Genomic DNA, 19,793 nt, shown 5'->3' on the forward strand with positions numbered 1-19,793 from the left:
GCATCTTCAAAAATACCTCGATGAATTCTGCTACCGATTCAACCGCCGTTTCTGGCCTGGGCAGGGCTTCGACCGCCTCTTGAGGGCCTGCTCCAGTGCCACCCCTGTCACCTATGCGGAGTTAAGGGGATAGCCACGTTGCGGAATTGACCCGCGAATACGTGTTCGGCCCGTTGGGCATGGCCTCTTCGATGTTCGCCCAGCCTTTGCCTCCGGAGTATCAGGCGAGGGCTGCCAAAGGGCATGACTGCAAGGGGAGGGAGCTTCCGGGCGGCTTCAGGGTCTATCCCGAGCTGGCCGCGGCCGGACTGTGGACCACGGCCACGGACCTGGCGCGCCTGGTCATAGCATTGAACAGGATTGTTCTAGCGTCGTCCGAAGGGGGGGATGCCGGGAAAATGGCGCCCGCCCAATCGGGGGTTTCCGCTGTGCGTGCCGACTCGGGCGCCCCCTTTCTTCCCAGGGAACTGGGGCGCAGAATGGTGCAAGACGCCGCCTTGGCGGAGTGCATGAAGTCCGGGCTGGGGATTTTCACCATGGAGGCCGCCGGGGAGAGCTACCTGCTGCACTGGGGAGCCAACGCGGGCTATCGCGCGCTTTTCATATGCCGTCCGTCCAAGGGCCAGGGCGTGGCCGTGCTGGCGGCGGGCGACAACGGCGAGGCGCTCATTGCCGAAGTTGTGCGCTCGGTGGCCGCGCTCCAATGCTGGCCAGGGTTCGAACCGGCCTCCTTCACGCCGCGCAGGCTTTCCAAAAACGCCCTGGTCAATTTGTGCGGCAAGTATGCGGGCAACAACGCTACTGTGGAAGTGACGGCTTGTGACGGCATGGCCCAGGTGAAGACGCGCCCGGACGTGGCGCCCTTGCCCATGTATACCGAGAACGGGGTTGAATTCTGGTTTGCCGATCAACTTGGTGCGGCGCGGGTTATCTTCGATGGCGATGAGCTGGTTCTTGCCAACTGCCCCAGCCGGGCCGAGCGCTTCAGACGGATTCGTTGAAGGGGAAGTGAATCAAACGATTGCGCCCGTTGCCGGTATCCGGCACGGGCGCTTGTTTTTCATGGGCGGCGTATTCGTCCCCAAAACTCGATATGCCTGGACGGGAACGCGCTTCCAGGGGAAGTGCCGCGCGTTATCTGCCCAGGGCCCTGGCCACGTGCACGCCTGGACTGCGCTCCAGGCCGCCGTCCAGGAAGGTTTTCACGTAGCGCTTGTCGGTCTTGCAGATGTGGTTTTCCAGCCAGTCCTTGAGGAAGTTCATAAGATCCATGGACACGTTGGCCTGGCCGGATTTGAACTGGTTGATGAAACCAATGACCTTGGCCTTGAGTTCCTCGTGGATCTTCTTGTGGGGCCCGGTCTCGGAGTACTTCAGCTGGTCGAAGTACTTCTCCTCGGCCCCGAAGTGGTACACCGTGTATTCGGCCAGGCCGTCGAGCAGCTTCTCCAGCGCACCCTTTCCCTCGCCCGCCTTCATGGCGGCGTAGAGGGCGTTGATCATGTCCACGAGCACGCGGTGCTGCTCGTCCACGAACTTCACGCCTGTGGCCAGCTCGCTGGTCCAGGGCATGAGGATGTTCGCCTGCATTCCGCTTTTCAAGTCGGCGATGAGGATCGAAAGCTCCTGGGCCAGTTCGGAGAGCTCCAGCACTGCCTGGGCCGAATCGTGGATGCCTCCGGCTATTTCAGTGGCAACGTGGTCCACCTCGTCGATGGCCTTGCTGATATGTTCGGAGCTGGCAGACTGTTCTTCGGACGCGGTGGCGATGGAGAGAATCTTGGCGGTGTTGTCCTCGACGTGGCGCAGGATGACCCCGGCGGACTCCCCGGAGCGCTTGGCCATGGTGGAAGCTTCGTCCGCGCGGGTCACGGCCATGTCCATCTCTTGCACGTTCTGGTGAATGGCGCTCTGGATGGACATGATGGAATCGCCGACTTCCCTGGTGGCGGACATGGTCTTTTCGGCCAGCTTGCGCACCTCGTCGGCCACCACGGCGAAGCCGCGCCCGGCTTCTCCGGCCCGGGCCGCTTCGATGGCGGCGTTCAGGGCCAGCAGGTTTGTCTGGTCCGCGATGTCGTTGATGACGTTTATGATGCGGTCGATGCTCTTGGCCTGGTCGCCCAGGCTCCCCATATTGTCTTTAAGCACCATGGTGGCCTCGTTGACCTTGGAAATGGCCGCCACGGCCTCGGCCGCGATCTGGGCGCTGGAGCCGGCCTGTTCCTTGGCTCTTTCCACGCTCACCGAGGCGTCGGAAGAGCTGCGGGAGATGTCGGATATGGCCAGGTTCATTTCGCCCATGGCCGTGGCAGTCTCGTTCATGCGCTGTTTCTGAAGGTCGGCGCCCTCGGAGATGCGTTCCATCTGGTTGGAAAGGTCGCCGGCCGAGGCCAGGATGCGCCCCACGGCGGATTCAAGCTTGGTGGACGCGGACAAGAGGTTCGCCACCCTGGATTCTTCGGACAGTCTGGAAGCCTCCTGGGATTGGAGGATGGACTCGTCGCAGGATTTGCGCACCAGATCCAGCGCCTTCTGGTTTTCGGCAGCCGCGTTTCGGGCGTCCTTGAGACAGACGCAAAGGTCGGCCAGCGCCTTGGAGACAGTGGCGAATTCCCAGGGGCCTACGCTTGTTGTAGAGGGGAGTTCGCCTTTGGCGGCGGATTGAACCATGAGAATGAGCCTGCCCAGAGGGCCGGCCAGAAACAGAGCAAAGACGATGAGTGTGACAAGGTTCACCGCTGCCGTAAGCATCACGAGTGCGGCGGGTGCGCCGGAAGGGCCAAGGGCCATGGCTGCCGCGGTGGCAGCCAAAGCTGTTGAAACGCCAATAAGAAGGTAAAACAGGATTTTCGTGTTCATTGTATCCCTCTTTTCTTCCCGGTAGCCTAGACCAGTACCGTAACTATTCGCAAGGGACCAATAGTTACAGTTTGGATATCAATGGTTGTGGGTTCAATAGCCAGATTTGTTGGTTCGGAGAGTCGCTTGCAAACCAGGGCAGCGCTTGGTATCAAACGCGGCCTTTTAGTAATTTCTCTTAATAACAGGAGTCAATCAAATGAGCAATACCGATACGCCCCGTGGCGCCATACTGCAGCGTGACGGGGAAACCTGGGCCATCGTCCCCCGCACTCCCGTGGGCCTCATTACCCCGGAAGTGCTGGACGCCTTGAACGGCGTTGTGAAGAAGTATTCCATTCCCATCGTGAAGATCACCTCCGGCCAGCGGATCGCCCTGGTGGGTGTTAGGGCCGAGCAGGTCGAGGACATCTGGAAGGACCTGGGGACGCTGGTGGGCCAGGCCATCGAGCTGTGCGTCCATTTCGTCCAGGCCTGCCCGGGCACCAGCGTGTGCAAGTTCGGGGTCCAGGATTCCCTGGGCCTGGGCATGGAGCTCGAGAAACTCTACGTGGGCATGGAGCTGCCGGCCAAGGTGAAGATGGGCGTTTCCGGCTGTCCGCTCTGCTGCGCCAGCTCCCTGGTGCGCGACGTGGGCGTGATCGGCAAGAAGAGCGGATTCACCGTGTCCTTTGGCGGGCATCCGGGCGGTAAGCCCCGGGTAGCCGATGTCGTGGCCGAGGACCTGGACAAGGACCAGGTGGTCGCCCTGGTGAAGAAGCTTCTCGAGTATTACCGGGAGAACGCGAAGAAAAAGGAACGCTGCGCCCGGTTCGTGGAGCGTGTGGGCATCGAGGCCATAAAGGCCGCGGTGCTGTAGGAGATCATGGCCGCCCTTCGGGGGCGGCCTTTTTTTTATGGCACCTCTTATTTCCGTCCTTCTTCCGGTCCGAAATGCGGCGGACTGCCTGCCTCGGGCTCTTGAGAGCCTATCGGCCCAGTCCCTTGCGGACCATGAAGTCCTGGCCGTGGACGACGGCTCCGACGATGACGGCCGCACTCTTACGGTTCTCAAGGACTATGCTCTTAAGGATAAACGTCTCAAGATAATCGAAGCGGGCCGGGTGGGCATTGCCAATGCCCTGAATCTCGCCGCCGGGCAGGCTTGCGGGAAATACCTGGCCCGGATGGACGCGGACGACGAGAGCCACCCGGAGAGGTTTCGCCTCCAGGGGGGCTACCTTGACGCGCATCCGGAGGTAGATGTGCTGGGGTGCCGGGTGCGCTTCGGAGGCGACCACGCCTCGGCCAGCGGCTACGCGCGCCATGTGGAGTGGGTCAATGGCCTGGTCACCCATGAAGAGATGGCTCTTGGCGTATTCCGCGATGCGCCTCTGGCCCACCCGTCGGTCATGGTGAGGGCCCAGGCGTTCAAGCGGTTCGGGGGGTATCGGCAGGGGGAGTACCCGGAGGATTACGAGCTGTGGCTGCGCTGGTTCGAATCCGGGGCCAGATTCGCCAAGCTGCCCGGGGAACTTCTCACCTGGAACGATCCCCCGGGCAGGCTTTCCAGATCGGATTCCCGTTATTCCCCGGACTCGTTTCACGGCCTCAAGTCCGCGTTTTTGGCCAGATGGCTGGAAGCCAACAACGCGCACCATCCCGACGTGGTGGTTGTGGGCGCCGGGAGGGTCACAAGGCGCAGGGCGGAGTGGCTGTGCGTCCATGGGGTGCGGATAACGGCATATCTGGACATCGATCCGAAAAAGATCGGTCGGATTCATAAGGGAAGGCCTGTTTTGCACCACCGGCATGCCCCGGTCCCGGGGAAGGGTTTTGTGGTGTCCTATGTTTCCACTCCGGGAGCCGCTCAGCATGTGGCGGAGTATCTAACAGGCCTGGGATACCTGCCCGGAAAGGATTATATCCAGGCAGGCTGAGCGATTGCGTCATTCGCATCGTGGATAATCGGCAAATTCTCCTGGAAACGAGGGTATTCAGTATACTGGAATTCGATATTAATGTTTAGTTACAGAAACGATGAGAGAAAACTCAAAAAAAATAATCAAATGGTTTCGGAGTATTGGCGTGTAATAGAACGTTCTGTTACTTCAACGGGAATGAAGAAATGGCTTGGTATCAGGGCAAATCTTTGAAAAATGATGGGTAGCAGCTTCAGCTTTGCCTCGAAAAAGAAATCATTCATTAGTATTCTCGCGAAATCAGAAATTGTGGCTGTGGAAAACTTATTTCAACCATGTTGATAAATTTTTATCTCTCCCAGTGGAATGCCAAGCGAGCCGTCACTTTCCGGCCTGCAGGCCAAGGCTGACACCGAATCGTCATTTCTACTTCTAATTAATAATTACAAGAGGTTAGCTTTGGGATAATCGTTTGGCCACCCGTGCGGCTCAAGCCGCTCATTCAGGTTGAGAAAAAAGACCCTCGGGCGCATCACACTCTCCATGACGAACCCGACCTGGAACCACATCCTCCGCATTCTCGAACGCAGTCTCAATCCCGGTCTTTACCAGGTTTGGATAAAACCTCTGACAGCCGCCTTCAAGGATGGCCGCATAACCCTTCATGCTCCCAATGAATTCGTTGCCGCCTGGGTGCGGGACCGACTGACAAACCATATTGCTGAAGCGGCCGCCCAGGTCATGGGCCAGGCGCCCACCGTGGTGGTGGTGGCCGGGGCGGCCGCTGAAGTGCCCCAAAACGCTCCCGGAACCCCCCAGGAGTCCATCGCGGCTCCAAAACGCCAGAAACGCCACGATGACGAATCCGGACGGTTGTTCAGGTTCTCCTTCGACCAATTCGTGGTCGGCCCCTGCAACGCCTTGGCGTATGAGGCCTCGCTGGGCCTCTGTCGGGACACGCTGCCCGCGAATCAGCTTTTCATAAGCGCGGGCCCCGGACTGGGCAAAACCCACCTGAGCCAGTCCATGGGGCGCTTCCTTTTGGACGGGGAGTCCAAGGCCAAGCCCAAGGTGGTCTACATCACGGCCGAGGAGTTCTCATCGAGGCTGATACTGGCCATCAAGACCCGCGAGGTTGAACGCTTCAAGGCGAATTTCCGGGAGAATGTGGACATCCTGATTCTGGAGGACATTCATTTTTTCCAGGGCAAGTTGAAGCTCCAGGACGAATTGCTCAATACCCTCTCCGCGCTTCAGTCCCGGGGTTGCCGCGTGGTGTTTACCAGCTCGTTTCTTCCCAAGGAACTCACCGGCCTGGATAACCAGCTCGCTTCCAGGCTGTGCGCGGGCTTCATGGCCACCATCGAGCACCCCGACTTCAAGACCCGGCTGAACATTCTGGAACGCAAGGCGAAGCTTCATCAGGTCATCTTGCCGGACGAGATCGCCGGGTTGCTTGCTGACCGCATCCGGACCGATATCAGGCAGTTGGAGTCCTGCCTGCAGAACCTTGCTCTCAAGGCCCGCATTCTCGGACGGACCATATCCATGGAAATGGCCTGGGAAGTGCTCAAAAATTACGATCTTGACCAGCCGGTCCTGGGTCTGGACCAGATCATGGAGTTCATCTGTTCGGCCTATGACATAAGGCCCGATTCCCTGGTTTCCAAAAGCCGGAAGCGCCAGCACGTGGTGGCCCGCAACACGGCGTTCTTCCTGGCCCGCAAGCACACCGACCTTTCGCTTCAGGACATCGGGGAGCGTTTCAACCGGCGCCATTCCACCGTTGTCAAAGGCATCACCGCGGTCGAGCGCCAGCTCTCCCTGCAAACCCCTCTGGGGCGCCAGATCGAATCAACCATCGAACGCCTGGCTCAGTAAAGTATTCCCGCGCCGGAGCCACATGGCTCCGGCGCGGGGCCTGTCCGTCATCATTCAAGAACAACCAGCTCCATATCCCCCCAAACGCCGATTTTCCCCTCCACCTGCGCGAACACGCCGGTGACACCGAACCTGGAGAGTTCCTGGGCCCGTTCAAGCACGAGGGGGAGCTGCCGCGCACCCTGCGCCAGGTTGCCCAGGGTGGTGGCGGCGGCATCCGCAAGGGCTCCTCTGCGGGCCATCACGGTCACCAGGTCGGCCTTGCCGAACGAGAGCGAGTGGCCGATGGTGGCGGATGTTCCGCACAGGGCCGCCGGAAATTGGTCCGGAGCAAGCTTGAGCGCCAGGCGGGCTCCCTGCACGGGCTTGGCCAAGAGGGCCACGGTCCGCTCCCGGGTGGAATGCATGAAGATGTCCCCGCCGTTTTCCACCAGAATGTCGGGGGAATCCTTGACGAAGCGGTCGGCAACCGCCTGGGCCACCGCACCCGCCACCGCGGCCATGGGCCCCACCTGGCAGAGGCGGGAGGCGTGAAGCATGTCCCGCACAAGCGGCGGCGCGTTTGAATCGTGCGGCAGAGGCACCAGGGACGTGGCGAACGCGGGGTGGAGCAGGATGTAATTTTTCAGCTCGCCCCTGATGGCGTTCAGGTACTGGGCAATCTGATGGGAAAGGTCCTGCCGGGTGGTTATTCTCAAATCAGACTCTTCAACCACGACGTTGAAGCTCGTTTCTCCGGGAGCGGGCTGAAGCAGGGAACGGTACGCCCTGTCGGGGTCTTTGTGGATGATCATCCGATGGGGGTCTCCTTTCCGGATCACGGCGCGAGGAATCTGACACGTGAATCCTGGCCGGACAAGGGGGGAATGCTCCCCACCCGCGCATGACAACTTCCTTATCGCGCCAGGAAACTGTAAGGAAGGGGGCATTACGATCTAACACCCTAATGGATAATGACTCTTTTGCCGATGTGAGCCGTGCCGGCTGATGTTTCATCCGGGATTTGAAAGAGGATCAGCGCGCCCATGTACACGATGTCGCAGCTCACACAGATGGTGCCACCCATTGCGCAACCCAAGCTGGTTGCTTCAGGCATTGGTGTATGGGTCGTCTGGGATGGGCAACTTTCCCCTGTTCTGAATCAGATATTTTATGACTTTGGAGGTTTCGAGCAGAGCCAGGTAGAAGAACAATCCCTATGGTTCTTTTTCGGGGACGAAGTGTTCAAGGCTTTCGCGAGGCTTAGCAGTTATGCCCGGGTCAACAAGCTTCCCTTGTTCATTCAAACCTTTCCCGCGTCGCTTCTGGTCGGTAATAAATTCGAGACGTCCTTTACGTGCCCTGAAGAATTCCTGAACCAGGAGGTGGAGGCCTCCCAGGATCTGGAAATCCTTATCCATCCGAGTTTCATGCCCACAGTGGAAGGCATGACGGGGCTTAACATCAAGGAGTTTCCCACCAGGGAAGGACTGACCCCGGCCGGATTCGGACTCATGACCACGGACGCGGCGGTGGGCTACAACTCGCCCCTGGGCTGGTATTATATGCTGAGGCCCTTGGGGGACCCGCTCGATAAAAACACCGCCGAGGGGTGGCGCTCCATTTTCTCAGAGCTCCAGGCCCTGCTTGAACGGTTGGCCATCAAGCACCTCTCCCACGAAGGCTATCTCATCTTCGGCTTGGACACCGTCCGGGCACTGCGCATCGTAACGCGCGAGCTGCTCCAGCTCGAAGAGACCATCAGAACCGAGGACGGAGGAAGAAAATACTGGCCCTGCGTCATGGCCTGCGTGCTCAAACAAGGGTACCATTTCAACAAGGATTTGCCCAAGAGGATCAAGCTCGATTGGCAGCAGCTCTCCCCGGACTACCCGCACATGAGCTTCAAGTCGGCGCTCTACCTGGGCAGGGATTTCCGGGTGAACGACGTTCGCCGCTCTTCCGGGAAATTGGATATCGACGACTGGTGCCACATATCGCTCACCTCCCACGAGCAAGCCGGTGAAGGCGAGGGGCAGGTTCCTTTCCAGCTGCCGGCGAATCTCCTGGCCGGAAACGATGTCACCTGCTTCTATTGCGGTTTGACCAACCATTCCGCCAGACAATGCCCCACCAAGGCCATACCGGATTTGAACGACGATGTGTGGGAAGACTTGAGCCTGGTGGACATGGCCAGACTCGAGGAAGGCGGCATGAGCCTCAACCGGGAGCTGGACGGGGCCGGACCCGAGGTCATGGCCAGGCTCATGGAAGGCCAGGACATCCGGGGGCTCTTGCTGCGCGGTGTTTTCGAACTGACGTTCGCCTGCCAGCTCAGATGCCTGGACCGCATCTGGCGGAGCAAGGGCAAAACCCTCCCTGACGGCATTGCCGACCTGGCCGCTCCGGACGACGGAGAATACCTTTGGAACGCCGTGGACATGGTGCGCCGCTGCGACGACGAAGGTTTCGAAAACGAAATTTCAGCCGGTCTGGCCAAGCACGAACGTGGATTCCAGCCCCGCTCCATCCAGGGGTTCCATGCCATGGAACAGGGGGATTGGAGCAGGGCCGCCTATTTCTGGCAGGAGGCGGCGCGCAGCGCCTTCTCCCCCTTGCAGCACGGCTGGCTGGCCTTTCTCGAAGGCCGGGCCATGGAAGTGCAGGGGGATTACCAGCGGGCCATGGGCCTTTATAAACAAGCCAAGTCGGAATGCCCGAAGTGGATGGAGCCTACCTACCGCATGGGTGTCTGCCTGGTGAAGATGGGCTTCACCGATCAGGGACTCACCGAGTTGCTGGGCCCGTTGCTTGGAAATCCCAGCCTCTTCAACCGCATTCTGCTCGATCCCGAGTTGGAGCGGGGCCGCGTGCATATCCTTGCGGCCCTCTGGAAACCGTGGTGCGAGGCCTTGGCCGTAAGGGACGAGAAAGCCACCCATCTCGCGGAGCTGCCCGAACTTTTGAAAAGCTGGTTCAGGCCGGACCACCCCTTTCTGAAGGAAGGTCTCGAGCGGGCCAAATTCTTACGGGAACTCGCAAAAATCAATAACTACGTCAGCTTCTACCGGGTGGTGAAGGACTACGACAAGTTTCAGAAGGACTTGAATCAAACCGTTGAAAAGGAAATCGCCGCTTTAAACGCAAGGCTCAAAGAACTCCACGTTGATCTCAAAAACATTCATCACGAAGCGGCCTGGTTCCCGTTCGGCAAGCTGCTGCGCGAGTTCAACAAAGATTTCAATGCGTGCGCCAACAAAATCAATTGGATGCACAGCACGTCCCTCCAGGTCCCGGCCAACTTCCGGAAAAGCCTGGATTATGTCGATGAGATCGATTCGGCCGTGGTCCTCTTGAAAGCCAGACTGGTGACCTTGCGCATCGTGCGGGACTCCACGTTGTTTGTTCTCTTGCTGGGCAAAAGCTTCATGTGGCTGGAGCTCTTGGGCCTGGCGCTTTCCCTGGTCGCTGTGCCGGGGGCCATCTATCTTGCCCAGAAAACCGGGCAGTTCTGGCTGGCCGGTCTCTTGGAAACCCAGAAATGGCAGGTGCAGAAAGGCCTTTTGCTCATCGTGAGCATAGTGGCCATGGCCATTGCAGCGATAAAGACGGCGGTCAGCTTCGAGAAGAAAAGGGCCGCGATATTCAAGGCGCGCGAAGAAATGGCGGACAAGGCCCAGGCAAAAGGGAAAAAGAAGCCGGAAGCCGTCAAGCAGGCCAAAGCCTTGCCGCCGGGCAAAGGCGGCGCAGCAAAAGCGCAGGACGCGAAAAAGGACGCGGGGAAAGGCAAAACCAAGGGGAAGTGATTCAGCCCGGGCGTGAACCTGGTGCATGCGCGACGGTCTACGTGCGAATAAAAAAAGCGGGGCTCCGAAAGGAACCCCGCTTTGCATTCAAGAATGCTGTACGGACTACACGCAGCCGGTGGGCTTGGGCAGGCCGGCCATCTTACAAGCTCCCTTGCCGGGTCCGGAGGGGAACAGCTCGTAGATGTGCTTCAGCTTGAATCCGGTCACCTTCGAGAGGATGCGGACCATGGGGGCGATGCCGTTCTTCTTGTAGTAGTCCTGCAAGAACTCGATCACCTTGTTGTGCTCGTCGGAAAGTTCCTTGATGCCTTCGGACTCTTTCACGTACTCAACCCAGTCGGTGGTCCAGTCCTCAAAGCGCTGCAGGAAGCCGTCTTCATCGACCTCGAAGTTTTTGCCCTTGAATTCAACAGTGGCCATTCTCCATCCTCCTTGGCGTTGCTTGAACTATCTGTCGATTGCCCAGAGTTGCCGGTACCCTCGTGGGAGGGCGCCTAACCATTTAAACAGCGTTCCGCTGTTATGGAACACCAGGTAAGAACATGGGCACTATACCCGTTGCCATTGCGCTCTGAAAGCTTCCTGGCGTTCTTCCGTGGTCCCCACCCGAATTCGTGACGTCTTAAAGTCCAATTCAAGCTGTTGTCAATTGATTTCGATAACGAATCATTCCGGTCGTATTTCATCGAGATGTTTGCGAGCAAAATCAAGGCCCGGGTCCATCTCCAATGCCTTGCCCAAAAACTCCGCGGCCGCTTCGCCATGGCCGAGAAACTTATGGCACAGTCCCAGGTTGGCCAAGTCCATGGCCGAGCCTGAATCAAGGGCCAGGGCCGCTTCGAAGTCGACCGCTGCATCGGAGAAATTCCCGGCCTTGAAGCGGGCCACACCGCGAAGGTTGTAATATTCCTTCACGTCCGGGCTCATGCTGATGGCTCTTTCAAGGAGCGCTTCGGTCTTGCCCCACTGGTCCAACTGGGAGTGGGCGTAGGCCCTGTAAAAAATCGTGAGCGCCCCGTCCTCGGGGTCGGGCTGCAGGGTTTCGGCTTTTTCAAAGAGAGTCATGGCCTCGCCGGTCTCACCTTGGCGCATGGCCAGAAGTCCCTGGAAAAACGGGAGGTAGGGCTGGCCGGAACAGATTTCCGCCAGAACGTTAAGACCGGGAACCGCCTTTTCCACGGGCGCTTCCTCAGCCAGCATGCGCCCCACGAACATGCCCAGGCTGGCCCTGGGGGTGCGTTCGCGGAAGTAAAAGCCCGGCACGAAGTTGTAGTTGGCGCAGGCGCCAAGGTCCGGCTGGGTTGTTTCCACGGTGTAGAGCGTGAAGCCCTGATCCGCGAGGCCTGCCGCGAACGCTTCGATCTCGTAAAGCATGTCGGCCCGCTCCAGGTTGGGGAGGGTTTCAAGGCCGGTTTCCGGTCCGTCCACGACCCAACCGATTTCATCAAGCTCCGTAAATTTTCGCAGGCCGGAGGCTTCGTAGTTGCTGCCCGTCTCGAAGTCGCCCGCCAACTGGGCGATCTCGGTGACGGCGCGGACAGCGGCCTTGACGGGCGAGGACGCCGTGCCGGCCGTGAACACGATCTCGCTCTTTAAGCCGAGCGTCGCGGGATCATAGGCCAACGCGCCCACGGTGGGCACGGGCATGTTCATGCTGAAGTCCTTGAGCCACAGCTTGACCCCGTTTCGCTCGAAGGCTTCCACCAGCTCCCGGAGCACGGGGTCGGAGCAATCTGCGGTGCGGATGGTGGGGAGAACTGTTTGCTCCCTGTCGATCACCGCGCTCACATGGCGTTCCACCAGCTCGCAGGCGCCCTGCAGGATGGATTCCTCCAGGCAGTTGCCGGCGGAGGAGCCGTTGAACTCGTTGAGCTTCTTGAACCAGTCCAGGGGCACCATGACTTCCTGGCCATCCTTCACACGCGTGGCCGGGTAAAAACGCCAGGAAAGAAGGTCCATGAGCCTGGCGGCCTGTTCTTGCGCAAGCGTGTCGTCCACGGACTGAAGGATCTCCGAAATGGGCATGACTTTGCCTGGCCACAAGGCCTGGGCCTCGGACCATGTGGCGCTGACAAAGTTCTCCCCCCTGGCCCAGAAGCTGAAATAGCTGAAGCGCTCGGCCAGCTCCATCAGGGCGGAAGCCTCGGCCTGGGCCGGGGAAGCCCCTTTGCCCATCTGCTTGCGGGTGGGCATTACCGTGCGCGCCTGGGGGCCGCAGATGCTCAAATAGACCGGGATGCCCAGGCGCCCTGTGTCGGTGCGCCTGAGTTCGCCGAGTATGCCCCCGTGGCTGGCGAAGAGCTCTTTGACCCTGGCCACGGTCTGGGCGGGGGTGCAGAGTTTGTCGGAATCGGACGTGTACCCTTTGGGGGTGCTTTGCAACTTACGCATTGGTTCGTCTCCGCATGCGGTAAAGGACGCAGGTTTGGGACTCTCCTGACTCTGAACGGCAGGTGGACTGCGTGCGCTGTATTTGGAAGTCCTGTTGTGCTTGTGCGAAAAAAGGCGCGGCCTCCCGGCAGCGGTCGCAGGAGAGCAGAATTTGGGAATCCGGCTTCGGGGTCAGATGGCTGGCCAGGAAATTGGCCAGTGGGGCGTGCAGTTCCGGCAGGTACAGCGCTTCCGAGCAGGCTATGACATCGAACAGGTCCGAAGTCTCGGGAGCGGCGATGTCCAAATATGCCGGGCTGGCCATGCCGGACAGATCGTTTTTTAAGATGCAGGCCCTGATGAAAAGCAGGGCCTCGGGTTCCTTGTCGGTGATGAGGGTCCTGTACCCCCTTTTCGCGGCAACCAGACCGCACAAGCCGAGTCCTGCGCCGAGTTCCAGAAACGTGGAGCCGCTTGCCGGGGAAAGCTTGGATGCGAGCAGGGCCAGGGGAAAGGATGCGGGCCAGATTTTCGCCCAAAAGGGCAGGGCCACCTTTTCGCCGGGCCGGGCGGTCTCCACCAGCTGGTCAATGTAGCTTGGCAGATCGGTGATCTGGAGCATCTCGAAAGACATGCTGCCGAGGGTAACGGTCTCGAAGCCCACAGGATACCGCGAACCGGCCAGGGCCAGTATGTCGTCCAGGGTGGCCGTGGGGGACAGGGCGATTTCAAGGATGCGCGATGTGTTCTTCATGCGAGGTCTCTCCAGCCAGTCGGTCGTGCTCGTGGTGAAGCTGCAAACGCCCGGCACGGACCTGAGCGTCCGCGGGGCAAGCCGCAAACCTTGGGAAGACGCGGGAAAGGCGAGAAAGAGAAAAGGCCGGACGCGCTGACGCTCCGGCCTGTGTCTGGTCTGGTGGAGCGGGAGACGGGATTTGAACCCGCGACTTCAACCTTGGCAAGGTTGCACTCTACCACTGAGTTACTCCCGCAATCTGGAGGCGGCATCCGGATTTGAACCGGAGAATGGAGGTTTTGCAGACCTCTGCCTTACCACTTGGCTATGCCGCCCCGCGCAAAGGGAAGTCAGCTTTAGTGAAGATATCCTTCCCTGTCAACGAATTCGCTTACATCCAAAAAAAAGTCCCCCGAGGGGGAAGTGGAGCGGGAGACGGGATTTGAACCCGCGACTTCAACCTTGGCAAGGTTGCACTCTACCACTGAGTTACTCCCGCTCGTGGCGAGAGGCGCTTTTAAATGGGCTCGGGGGTGAAGTCAAGGGGCCACTTCAAGAAAAACACAACAGCTTGAAATAGCTGCTTCTATTGTCAGCCTGTGGATGCCGGGAACTTGATAATCCAGGCACGGGGAGTGGCGCGGGCCTGGCAGCATGCCTCGTACCGTATAAATGCGATCTCTGCCGGGAGTAATTGCAGGGTAAATCTTACCAAAGAGAAGATCAAAAAAATGCCTGAAGCTCAATTTGGCGCATGTTGGCTCTTTACCTGGGGCGGCAAATCCATTAAGTGGACTCACTTCGTTGACCCCCAGGGCATGCTGGCCCACCCGGAGGCTCACTATGGAACAGAAAGATCTGGATTTCTTCCGGCAGTACATGAACGATTCTCTCCAGGACATCCTGAAAAAGGGTGAGGAGACCATCGAGGACATGACCGACACCGTCGAGGTGTACGCCGACCCCGCTGACCGGGCCACCGCCGAATCCGACAGGGCGTTCACGCTTCGCCTGCGCGACCGCGAGCGCAAGCTCATCCGCAAGATCCAGGAAGCCCTGGAGCGCATCGAGGACGGCACCTACGGAATCTGCGAGGAGTGCGGCGAGGACATCAGCGTCGCCAGGCTCAAGGCCAGGCCCGTCACCACTCTGTGCATCAAATGCAAGGCCCGCCAGGAGGCTGACGAGGATTTGCGGGGCGAGTAGCCCGGGTGAATGGACGCCGCGTTCTTCAGGTTCCTGGGGCCTGAACTCATAAACGTCCTTGGCGGCGTCCGCTTTGACACGGTCTTTAGTCCCGCTCCCGGCTTCTGGACTTTTGTCTTCTCTCCTCCGGTCAGCCCGACCCCAGAATCTCCACCCGATTGCCGCTTTCTGCTTCTTCGAGTTCATTCCCGGGCGGGTGCGCTGCTGCTCTCGCCCACAAAGCCCGTCAATCCCCCGCAACCCTCCGCCAAGGTGATGTGGCTGCGCAAGCGGTTGCGTGGTCGCAGGGTCACGGGCGGCGCGTGCGACTGGCCCACTAGGCGTCTGGCCCTGGAACTCACCGCTGGCGAGGGCCGGTATCTGTTTTTGTCCATGGATGACGACCCCACGGTGCTCGAAAGCCTGCCCGAAGGATTCGCCACCGGAGGCAACTGGAATACGCCGGAGGAAGCGGCCGGTGACGCCGCGTGCCCCCGAAGCATCCGCCGGGCTTTGGAACGCGAGGAGCCCGAAGACCGGGACGGCTTGCTTCAGGCATTTAAGGACGGGCGGAGCGCCGGCTTCTTCCTTGCTGAATCCCAGCAGGAAGAAGGACCGCTCCCCTGGCCGGCCGGCCGGGAATCCGTTCGCTACCCAACCGCTCTGGCTGCTGGCGCCGCCTATGGCGAAACCTCATTTTTCAGCGCGCTGCTCCCGGTGGACCAGGAACCCAAACGCGCCGAGACCAGGCGGAAGAAGCGCCTGGCCCTGCTGGATCAAGACACACAAAGGCTTAAGGGTTTGGAAGAACAGCAGCTGTATGGCGAAGCAGTGGCCGCCAATCTTTCCGCTTTGGATCCCAGGGAAAAGTCTGCCCCCATGGCCCTCGAGCATCCCGTGCACGGGGTGATGACCGTGCCGTTTGATCCGTCGCGTACGGTTCTTGAGAACATGGAGCGCTTTTTCAAGAAAGCGGCCAAGGGCAGGCGGGGCCAGGTTCATGTGGAGCGCCTGCGCCTGGAGGCGGAGCAGGGTGTCGCCCCGAAGGCCAAGACCCGCCCTCCGCAGAGTGTGAAAAAAAGCGTGGCACCGGACAGGCGATCCACGATTCCCCTGCACCGATTCACATCCTCGGACGGTTTTTTGATCCTTCGCGGCAAAAATAGCGCGGCCAACCACAAGCTCCTCTCCGAACTGGCCAGCCCGTTCGACTATTGGCTCCACGCCGAGGGCGGCCCCGGCGCGCACGTGATCATAAAAAGGGACCATCCCGGCAAGGAAGTCCCTGAGACGACTCTCAGGGAGGCCGCCGTGCTGGCCGGACTCTCCAGCTGGCGCGCGGCCGATGCCAAGGCGAACGTGCTCTACGCTTTGGCCAGCGAGGTCCGGAAGATCAAGGGTGCGGCGCTGGGGCGGGTGAGGCTTGAGAACGCCAAAACAGTGCTTGTTGAGCTTGATCCTTTGCTTGAGGCGCGGCTTCGCCGGGATGGGTGATCCATCGCTAATGCCCCGCGCACAGGCATCTTCTGGTGGCGATCGGGAAAAGCTCGCTCCATTTCTTTCTCTTCGGTCTCACTTGACGGCCGGGCCTTCCGGGAGCAAGGAGTCCGTAAGTCCGCGCACGGTTTTTCTTGCTTTATGGAAGAGAGTGATTACTGCTCTGCGGCGAGTGAAACAGGTGTGAGTCTGTCCGTGTAACAAGGTGTTCACAGTCCACGAATGGCAAAAAATTCAAGCCTTGAGCGAAAGCTCGAATTCGACGACGCGGGTCTTGCCCGCGACCTGTTTGGCCCCCACAACGCCAATCTGTCCTTCGTCACCGAAAAAACGGGAGTGCGCGCCGATTCCCGAGGGTCCGTGCTCACTTTGCGGGGCGAGTCCCCGGAGGTGCTGGAGCAAGTGTCGGAGGTCATGGTCAAACTCTACGGCATGCTCAAGAAGGGCATCCCGGTGTACCCCCGCGACATAGAGCCCGCTCTGGCCCAGTTGGCCAAAAATCCCGGATCGGGGCTCGGCAAGCTCTTCGAGGAGCAATCCTTCGTCGTCTCCCCGAAAAAGACAATCACTCCGAGAACCACAACCCAGCGCGAATACCTCGGGGCCATCCGGGCCGGGGACATGGTCTTCGGAATCGGGCCCGCCGGAACCGGCAAGACGTATCTGGCCGTGGCCATGGCCGTGGCGGACCTTCTGGCCAGGCGGGTCAAGCGTCTGATACTCACCCGCCCGGCTGTCGAAGCCGGTGAGAAGCTCGGCTTTCTCCCAGGCGACCTCATGGAGAAGGTGAACCCCTATCTGCGCCCGCTCTACGATGCCCTGCACGACATGCTGGACTTCCAGCGGGTGAACGAGATGCTCGCGGAAGGCGTGATCGAGGTGGCCCCCCTGGCGTTCATGCGCGGGCGAACCTTGAACGATGCCTTCATCATTTTGGACGAGGCCCAGAACACGACGCCGGAACAGATGAAGATGTTCTTGACGCGGCTTGGGTTCGGGTCCAAAGCGGTTGTGACCGGCGACGTGACCCAGGTCGACCTGCCCCGTGGAGCGCCATCGGGCCTTGTCGAGGCCCGCAATATCCTTACCGGCGTGCAGGGCCTGGATTTTGTGTATTTTACCGAGGAGGACGTTATCCGCCATCCCCTGGTGGGGCGGATCGTGCAAGCCTATGAGCGGCATACTCAGCCGTCTGAAAAGAAATAACCAGCCTCCCAAACCGGCAGCTCCGTGCCAGCCGGGACAGGCCTGCCAGCCCCTTACCTGGGGACTGGGAGTTCTTCTTCTTGTAATCTTCGGGGCGAGCGTTCTCTCCGCAGTGCGCTTTGAATCCCCGGTGAAGGTCTTTCTGGCTGGCGAGATTGCAACCCAGGCGGTCACCGCGGACCAGAACCTGCGCTACGAAGACCGCGAGGCCACCATACGAAAACGCGAGCAGGTGGCGGACAACCAGCCCCCCGTGTTCGATTTGAGCCCCGCCCCGTACGAATCGATCAGAAAACACGTCACCGACATTCTCTCCCAGACCAGAAAACAAGACGAGGACTTAGAAAAGCTCCGCGCCGCCATTTCGGAAGATCTGAACGCCGAAATCAGCAGGGAGACCGTGTCGCTCTGGCGTTCGCCTGAGTTCCAGGACCTCATGCACCTGCAAATCCTGCCATGGCTCAAGGAGACATACGCCAAAGGCGTGGCCTCGCATCCGGGCGTGTTCTTGTCCTACAAGCAGGGAATCCTTCTTCGCGAGCTCCCTTCAGGGATGGAGACCCTCTATCTGGACGGGCCGGGCATGGTGGACCTGGAAAGGCTCAAGGACGAGCTGGACCAGCTGCTCCGCAAGGACATCAAGAAGACCATCAAGGTCCGCAAGGCGGTTTTCGCTCTGGTGGGTCCGTTCCTGCAACCCAACCTGGTTTTCAACCAGGAGACCACCCAGGCCCGCAAGCACGAAATCGTCGTGGCTATGGAGCCGGTCTATTCCAATATCTACAAGGGCGAAGTGGTGGTCCGCCAGGGCGAGCGGGTCACCCCCGAGCAGCAGACCAAGCTCCAGACGTTGTACGCCCACAGAACCAGCTCCATAAGGCCCTTCGCGGTGCCGGGAACGTTTCTTCTGGCCTGCCTGTTCTTCGTGCTGCTCCATCTTTCCCAGGGCAAGAAGTCCGGCATCCGCGCAGTGAGCAACCGCGACTGGCTGGCCCTGGCCCTGACCACGGCGTTTCTGGTGCTCTTGGCCAAGTTCGTGGAACTGGCCCGGCTCTCGGATGCCCATGTCCCGGCCTTCTTGCGGACCAGCCAGGTGGCCTTCGGCCTGCCCATCGCCGGGGCCGCCGGCGTGCTGGCCATGTTTTTATCCCCGACATTGTGTTCATTCGCCGTCCTGCTCATTTCATATCTGGTTACCAACGAGGTGGGCGGCAACCTCTATCTGTTCAGCTACTACCTGTTGGGCGGGTTCGTTTACGCGAACATCATACGCAACTGCGAAACCCGCCACGACGTGCTGCGTTCCGTACTGCCCCTTGCCGCTCTGTGCGTGGTGTCCTGGTTCGGCATCGTGCTGGTTCAGGAAGGGGGCGGGGGCGAGCTCTATTGGGCCGGCTTTGTCCATGCCGCGTTCAACGCGGTGTTCTCGCTGCTCCTGGTGCTGGGGCTAAGCCCCATCCTGGAGATGGTTTTCGGCTACACATCGCGCTTTAAGATGATGGAGCTCATGAGCCTGGAGCAGCCCCTTCTGCAGGATCTCATGGTCACCGCGCCGGGCACCTATCATCACTCCATAATAGTGGCCAACATGGTGGAAGCGGCGGCCCGGGCCATCGGGGCCAACGCGCTTCTGGCCAAGGTGGCGGCCCTGTACCACGACATCGGCAAGCTCAAGAACCCGCAGTATTTCATAGAGAACCAGTACGGACGGGAAAACAAGCACGACAAGCTCTCGCCCTCCATGAGCGCGCTCATCCTCATCTCCCACGCCAAGAAGGGCGTGGAGCTGGCCCGCGAACACAAGCTGGGCGACGAGATCGCCGAGCTTATCGGCCAGCACCACGGCATGACGCTCATCACCTACTTCTACCACAAGGCCCAGGAACAGGCCGAGGCCAAGGGGGAGGAGCCGGTCCGCGAGGACGAATTCCGCTACCCCGGCCCCAAGCCGCAGACCAAGGAAGCGGGCATCATCATGCTGGCGGACGCCATCGAGGCCTCCAGCCGCACCTTGGTCGATCCCACGCCCAGCCGCATCAAGGGCCACATCCAGGCCATCATGCGCAAGCTCTACAACGAAGGGGAGCTGGACGGGTCCGAACTGACGCTGCGCGACCTTACCCAGGCCTCGGACACCTTCCACAGGATTCTCACCGGCATTTTCCACCACCGCATCGAATATCCCGGCGGCGACAGGGGCAAGGACAAGCCCAAGGAGAACGGCGAGAAGACCAAGGAATTAAGCGTCAAGCCCAAGGAACTCTCCGACAAGACCAAGGACAACATAGAGAAGCCCAAGGAATCCGGGGAAAAAGCCAAGGGGAACGGAGCAAAGGCCGGGAGGGCTGAGAAAGCAGCCTAGCCAGC

The 19,793-nt window shown here is 60.0% G+C and carries 14 protein-coding genes and 3 tRNA genes; 9 read left to right on the forward strand and 8 right to left on the reverse strand.

Going from position 1 to position 19,793, the window contains the following annotated elements; translation table 11 throughout:
• The first annotated feature begins 146 nt into the window (after positions 1-146).
• A complete protein-coding gene (locus tag HY795_14950) occupies positions 147-1,001 on the forward strand; it encodes a serine hydrolase (protein ID MBI4806525.1) in 855 nt (284 codons plus the stop codon).
• Positions 1,002-1,134: 133 nt separating this feature from the next.
• Here HY795_14950 and HY795_14955 read toward each other — a convergent pair whose 3' ends face one another.
• Positions 1,135-2,862: a bacteriohemerythrin gene (locus HY795_14955; protein ID MBI4806526.1), complete on the reverse strand. Its 1,728-nt coding sequence runs from the start codon at positions 2,860-2,862 to the stop codon at positions 1,135-1,137.
• A gap of 199 nt (positions 2,863-3,061) precedes the next feature.
• Between HY795_14955 and HY795_14960 the strand changes: the two genes are divergently transcribed.
• The 3 genes from HY795_14960 (at position 3,062) to dnaA (ending at position 6,644) form a co-directional block, all read left to right on the forward strand.
• Entirely contained in the window at positions 3,062-3,721 is a 660-nt protein-coding gene (locus HY795_14960) for an NAD(P)/FAD-dependent oxidoreductase (GenBank protein MBI4806527.1), read from the forward strand.
• Positions 3,722-3,758: 37 nt separating this feature from the next.
• Entirely contained in the window at positions 3,759-4,781 is a 1,023-nt protein-coding gene (locus HY795_14965; GenBank protein ID MBI4806528.1) for a glycosyltransferase, read from the forward strand.
• 525 nt (positions 4,782-5,306) lie between these two features.
• The gene (gene dnaA, locus HY795_14970; GenBank protein ID MBI4806529.1) at positions 5,307-6,644 is read left to right on the forward strand and encodes a chromosomal replication initiator protein DnaA; all 1,338 of its coding nucleotides are present in this window, start codon (positions 5,307-5,309) and stop codon (positions 6,642-6,644) included.
• 50 nt (positions 6,645-6,694) lie between these two features.
• Here the strand turns inward: dnaA and HY795_14975 are convergent, their stop codons facing one another.
• A complete protein-coding gene (locus HY795_14975; GenBank protein ID MBI4806530.1) occupies positions 6,695-7,438 on the reverse strand; it encodes a UPF0280 family protein in 744 nt (247 codons plus the stop codon).
• A 231-nt stretch (positions 7,439-7,669) separates the two neighbouring features.
• Here HY795_14975 and HY795_14980 point away from each other — a divergent pair, with 231 nt between their 5' ends.
• Positions 7,670-10,429, forward strand: coding sequence for a tetratricopeptide repeat protein (locus HY795_14980; GenBank protein ID MBI4806531.1), 2,760 nt, complete (start codon positions 7,670-7,672; stop codon positions 10,427-10,429).
• Positions 10,430-10,534: 105 nt separating this feature from the next.
• Here HY795_14980 and HY795_14985 read toward each other — a convergent pair whose 3' ends face one another.
• The 6 genes from HY795_14985 to HY795_15010 all read right to left on the reverse strand — a co-directional run bounded on the left by HY795_14985 (position 10,535) and on the right by HY795_15010 (position 14,037).
• On the reverse strand, positions 10,535-10,852 hold the full coding sequence (locus tag HY795_14985) for a TusE/DsrC/DsvC family sulfur relay protein (GenBank protein ID MBI4806532.1): 318 nt from the start codon (positions 10,850-10,852) through the stop codon (positions 10,535-10,537).
• 246 nt (positions 10,853-11,098) lie between these two features.
• Entirely contained in the window at positions 11,099-12,823 is a 1,725-nt protein-coding gene (locus HY795_14990) for a YcaO-like family protein (GenBank protein ID MBI4806533.1), read from the reverse strand.
• Complete coding sequence (locus HY795_14995; GenBank protein ID MBI4806534.1) at positions 12,816-13,556, reverse strand: methyltransferase; 741 nt, start codon at positions 13,554-13,556, stop codon at positions 12,816-12,818. The genes HY795_14990 and HY795_14995 overlap by 8 nt, the downstream gene beginning before the upstream one ends.
• 163 nt (positions 13,557-13,719) lie before the next feature.
• Positions 13,720-13,794, reverse strand: a tRNA-Gly gene (locus HY795_15000).
• Between the two features lie 4 nt (positions 13,795-13,798).
• Positions 13,799-13,873, reverse strand: a tRNA-Cys gene (locus tag HY795_15005).
• 89 nt (positions 13,874-13,962) lie between these two features.
• Positions 13,963-14,037: transfer RNA gene (locus HY795_15010), tRNA-Gly, on the reverse strand.
• A gap of 344 nt (positions 14,038-14,381) precedes the next feature.
• On the opposite strand from HY795_15010, the gene dksA reads away from it, so the two are divergent.
• The 4 genes from dksA to HY795_15030 all read left to right on the forward strand — a co-directional run bounded on the left by dksA (position 14,382) and on the right by HY795_15030 (position 19,788).
• Positions 14,382-14,744 (forward strand): RNA polymerase-binding protein DksA, encoded by a 363-nt coding sequence (dksA, locus tag HY795_15015; protein MBI4806535.1) that lies wholly within the window; start codon positions 14,382-14,384, stop codon positions 14,742-14,744.
• A 9-nt stretch (positions 14,745-14,753) separates the two neighbouring features.
• Positions 14,754-16,217, forward strand: coding sequence for a DUF814 domain-containing protein (locus HY795_15020; GenBank protein ID MBI4806536.1), 1,464 nt, complete (start codon positions 14,754-14,756; stop codon positions 16,215-16,217).
• 225 nt (positions 16,218-16,442) lie between these two features.
• Positions 16,443-17,426 carry a PhoH family protein gene (locus HY795_15025; GenBank protein ID MBI4806537.1) on the forward strand — a complete coding sequence of 328 codons (984 nt, stop codon included), beginning with the start codon at positions 16,443-16,445 and terminating at the stop codon, positions 17,424-17,426.
• A complete protein-coding gene (locus tag HY795_15030; protein MBI4806538.1) occupies positions 17,392-19,788 on the forward strand; it encodes an HDIG domain-containing protein in 2,397 nt (798 codons plus the stop codon). The genes HY795_15025 and HY795_15030 overlap by 35 nt, the downstream gene beginning before the upstream one ends.
• Positions 19,789-19,793: the final 5 nt, after the last annotated feature.

This window comes from Desulfovibrio sp. (assembly GCA_016208105.1).
GTDB lineage: Bacteria > Desulfobacterota > Desulfovibrionia > Desulfovibrionales > Desulfovibrionaceae > Fundidesulfovibrio.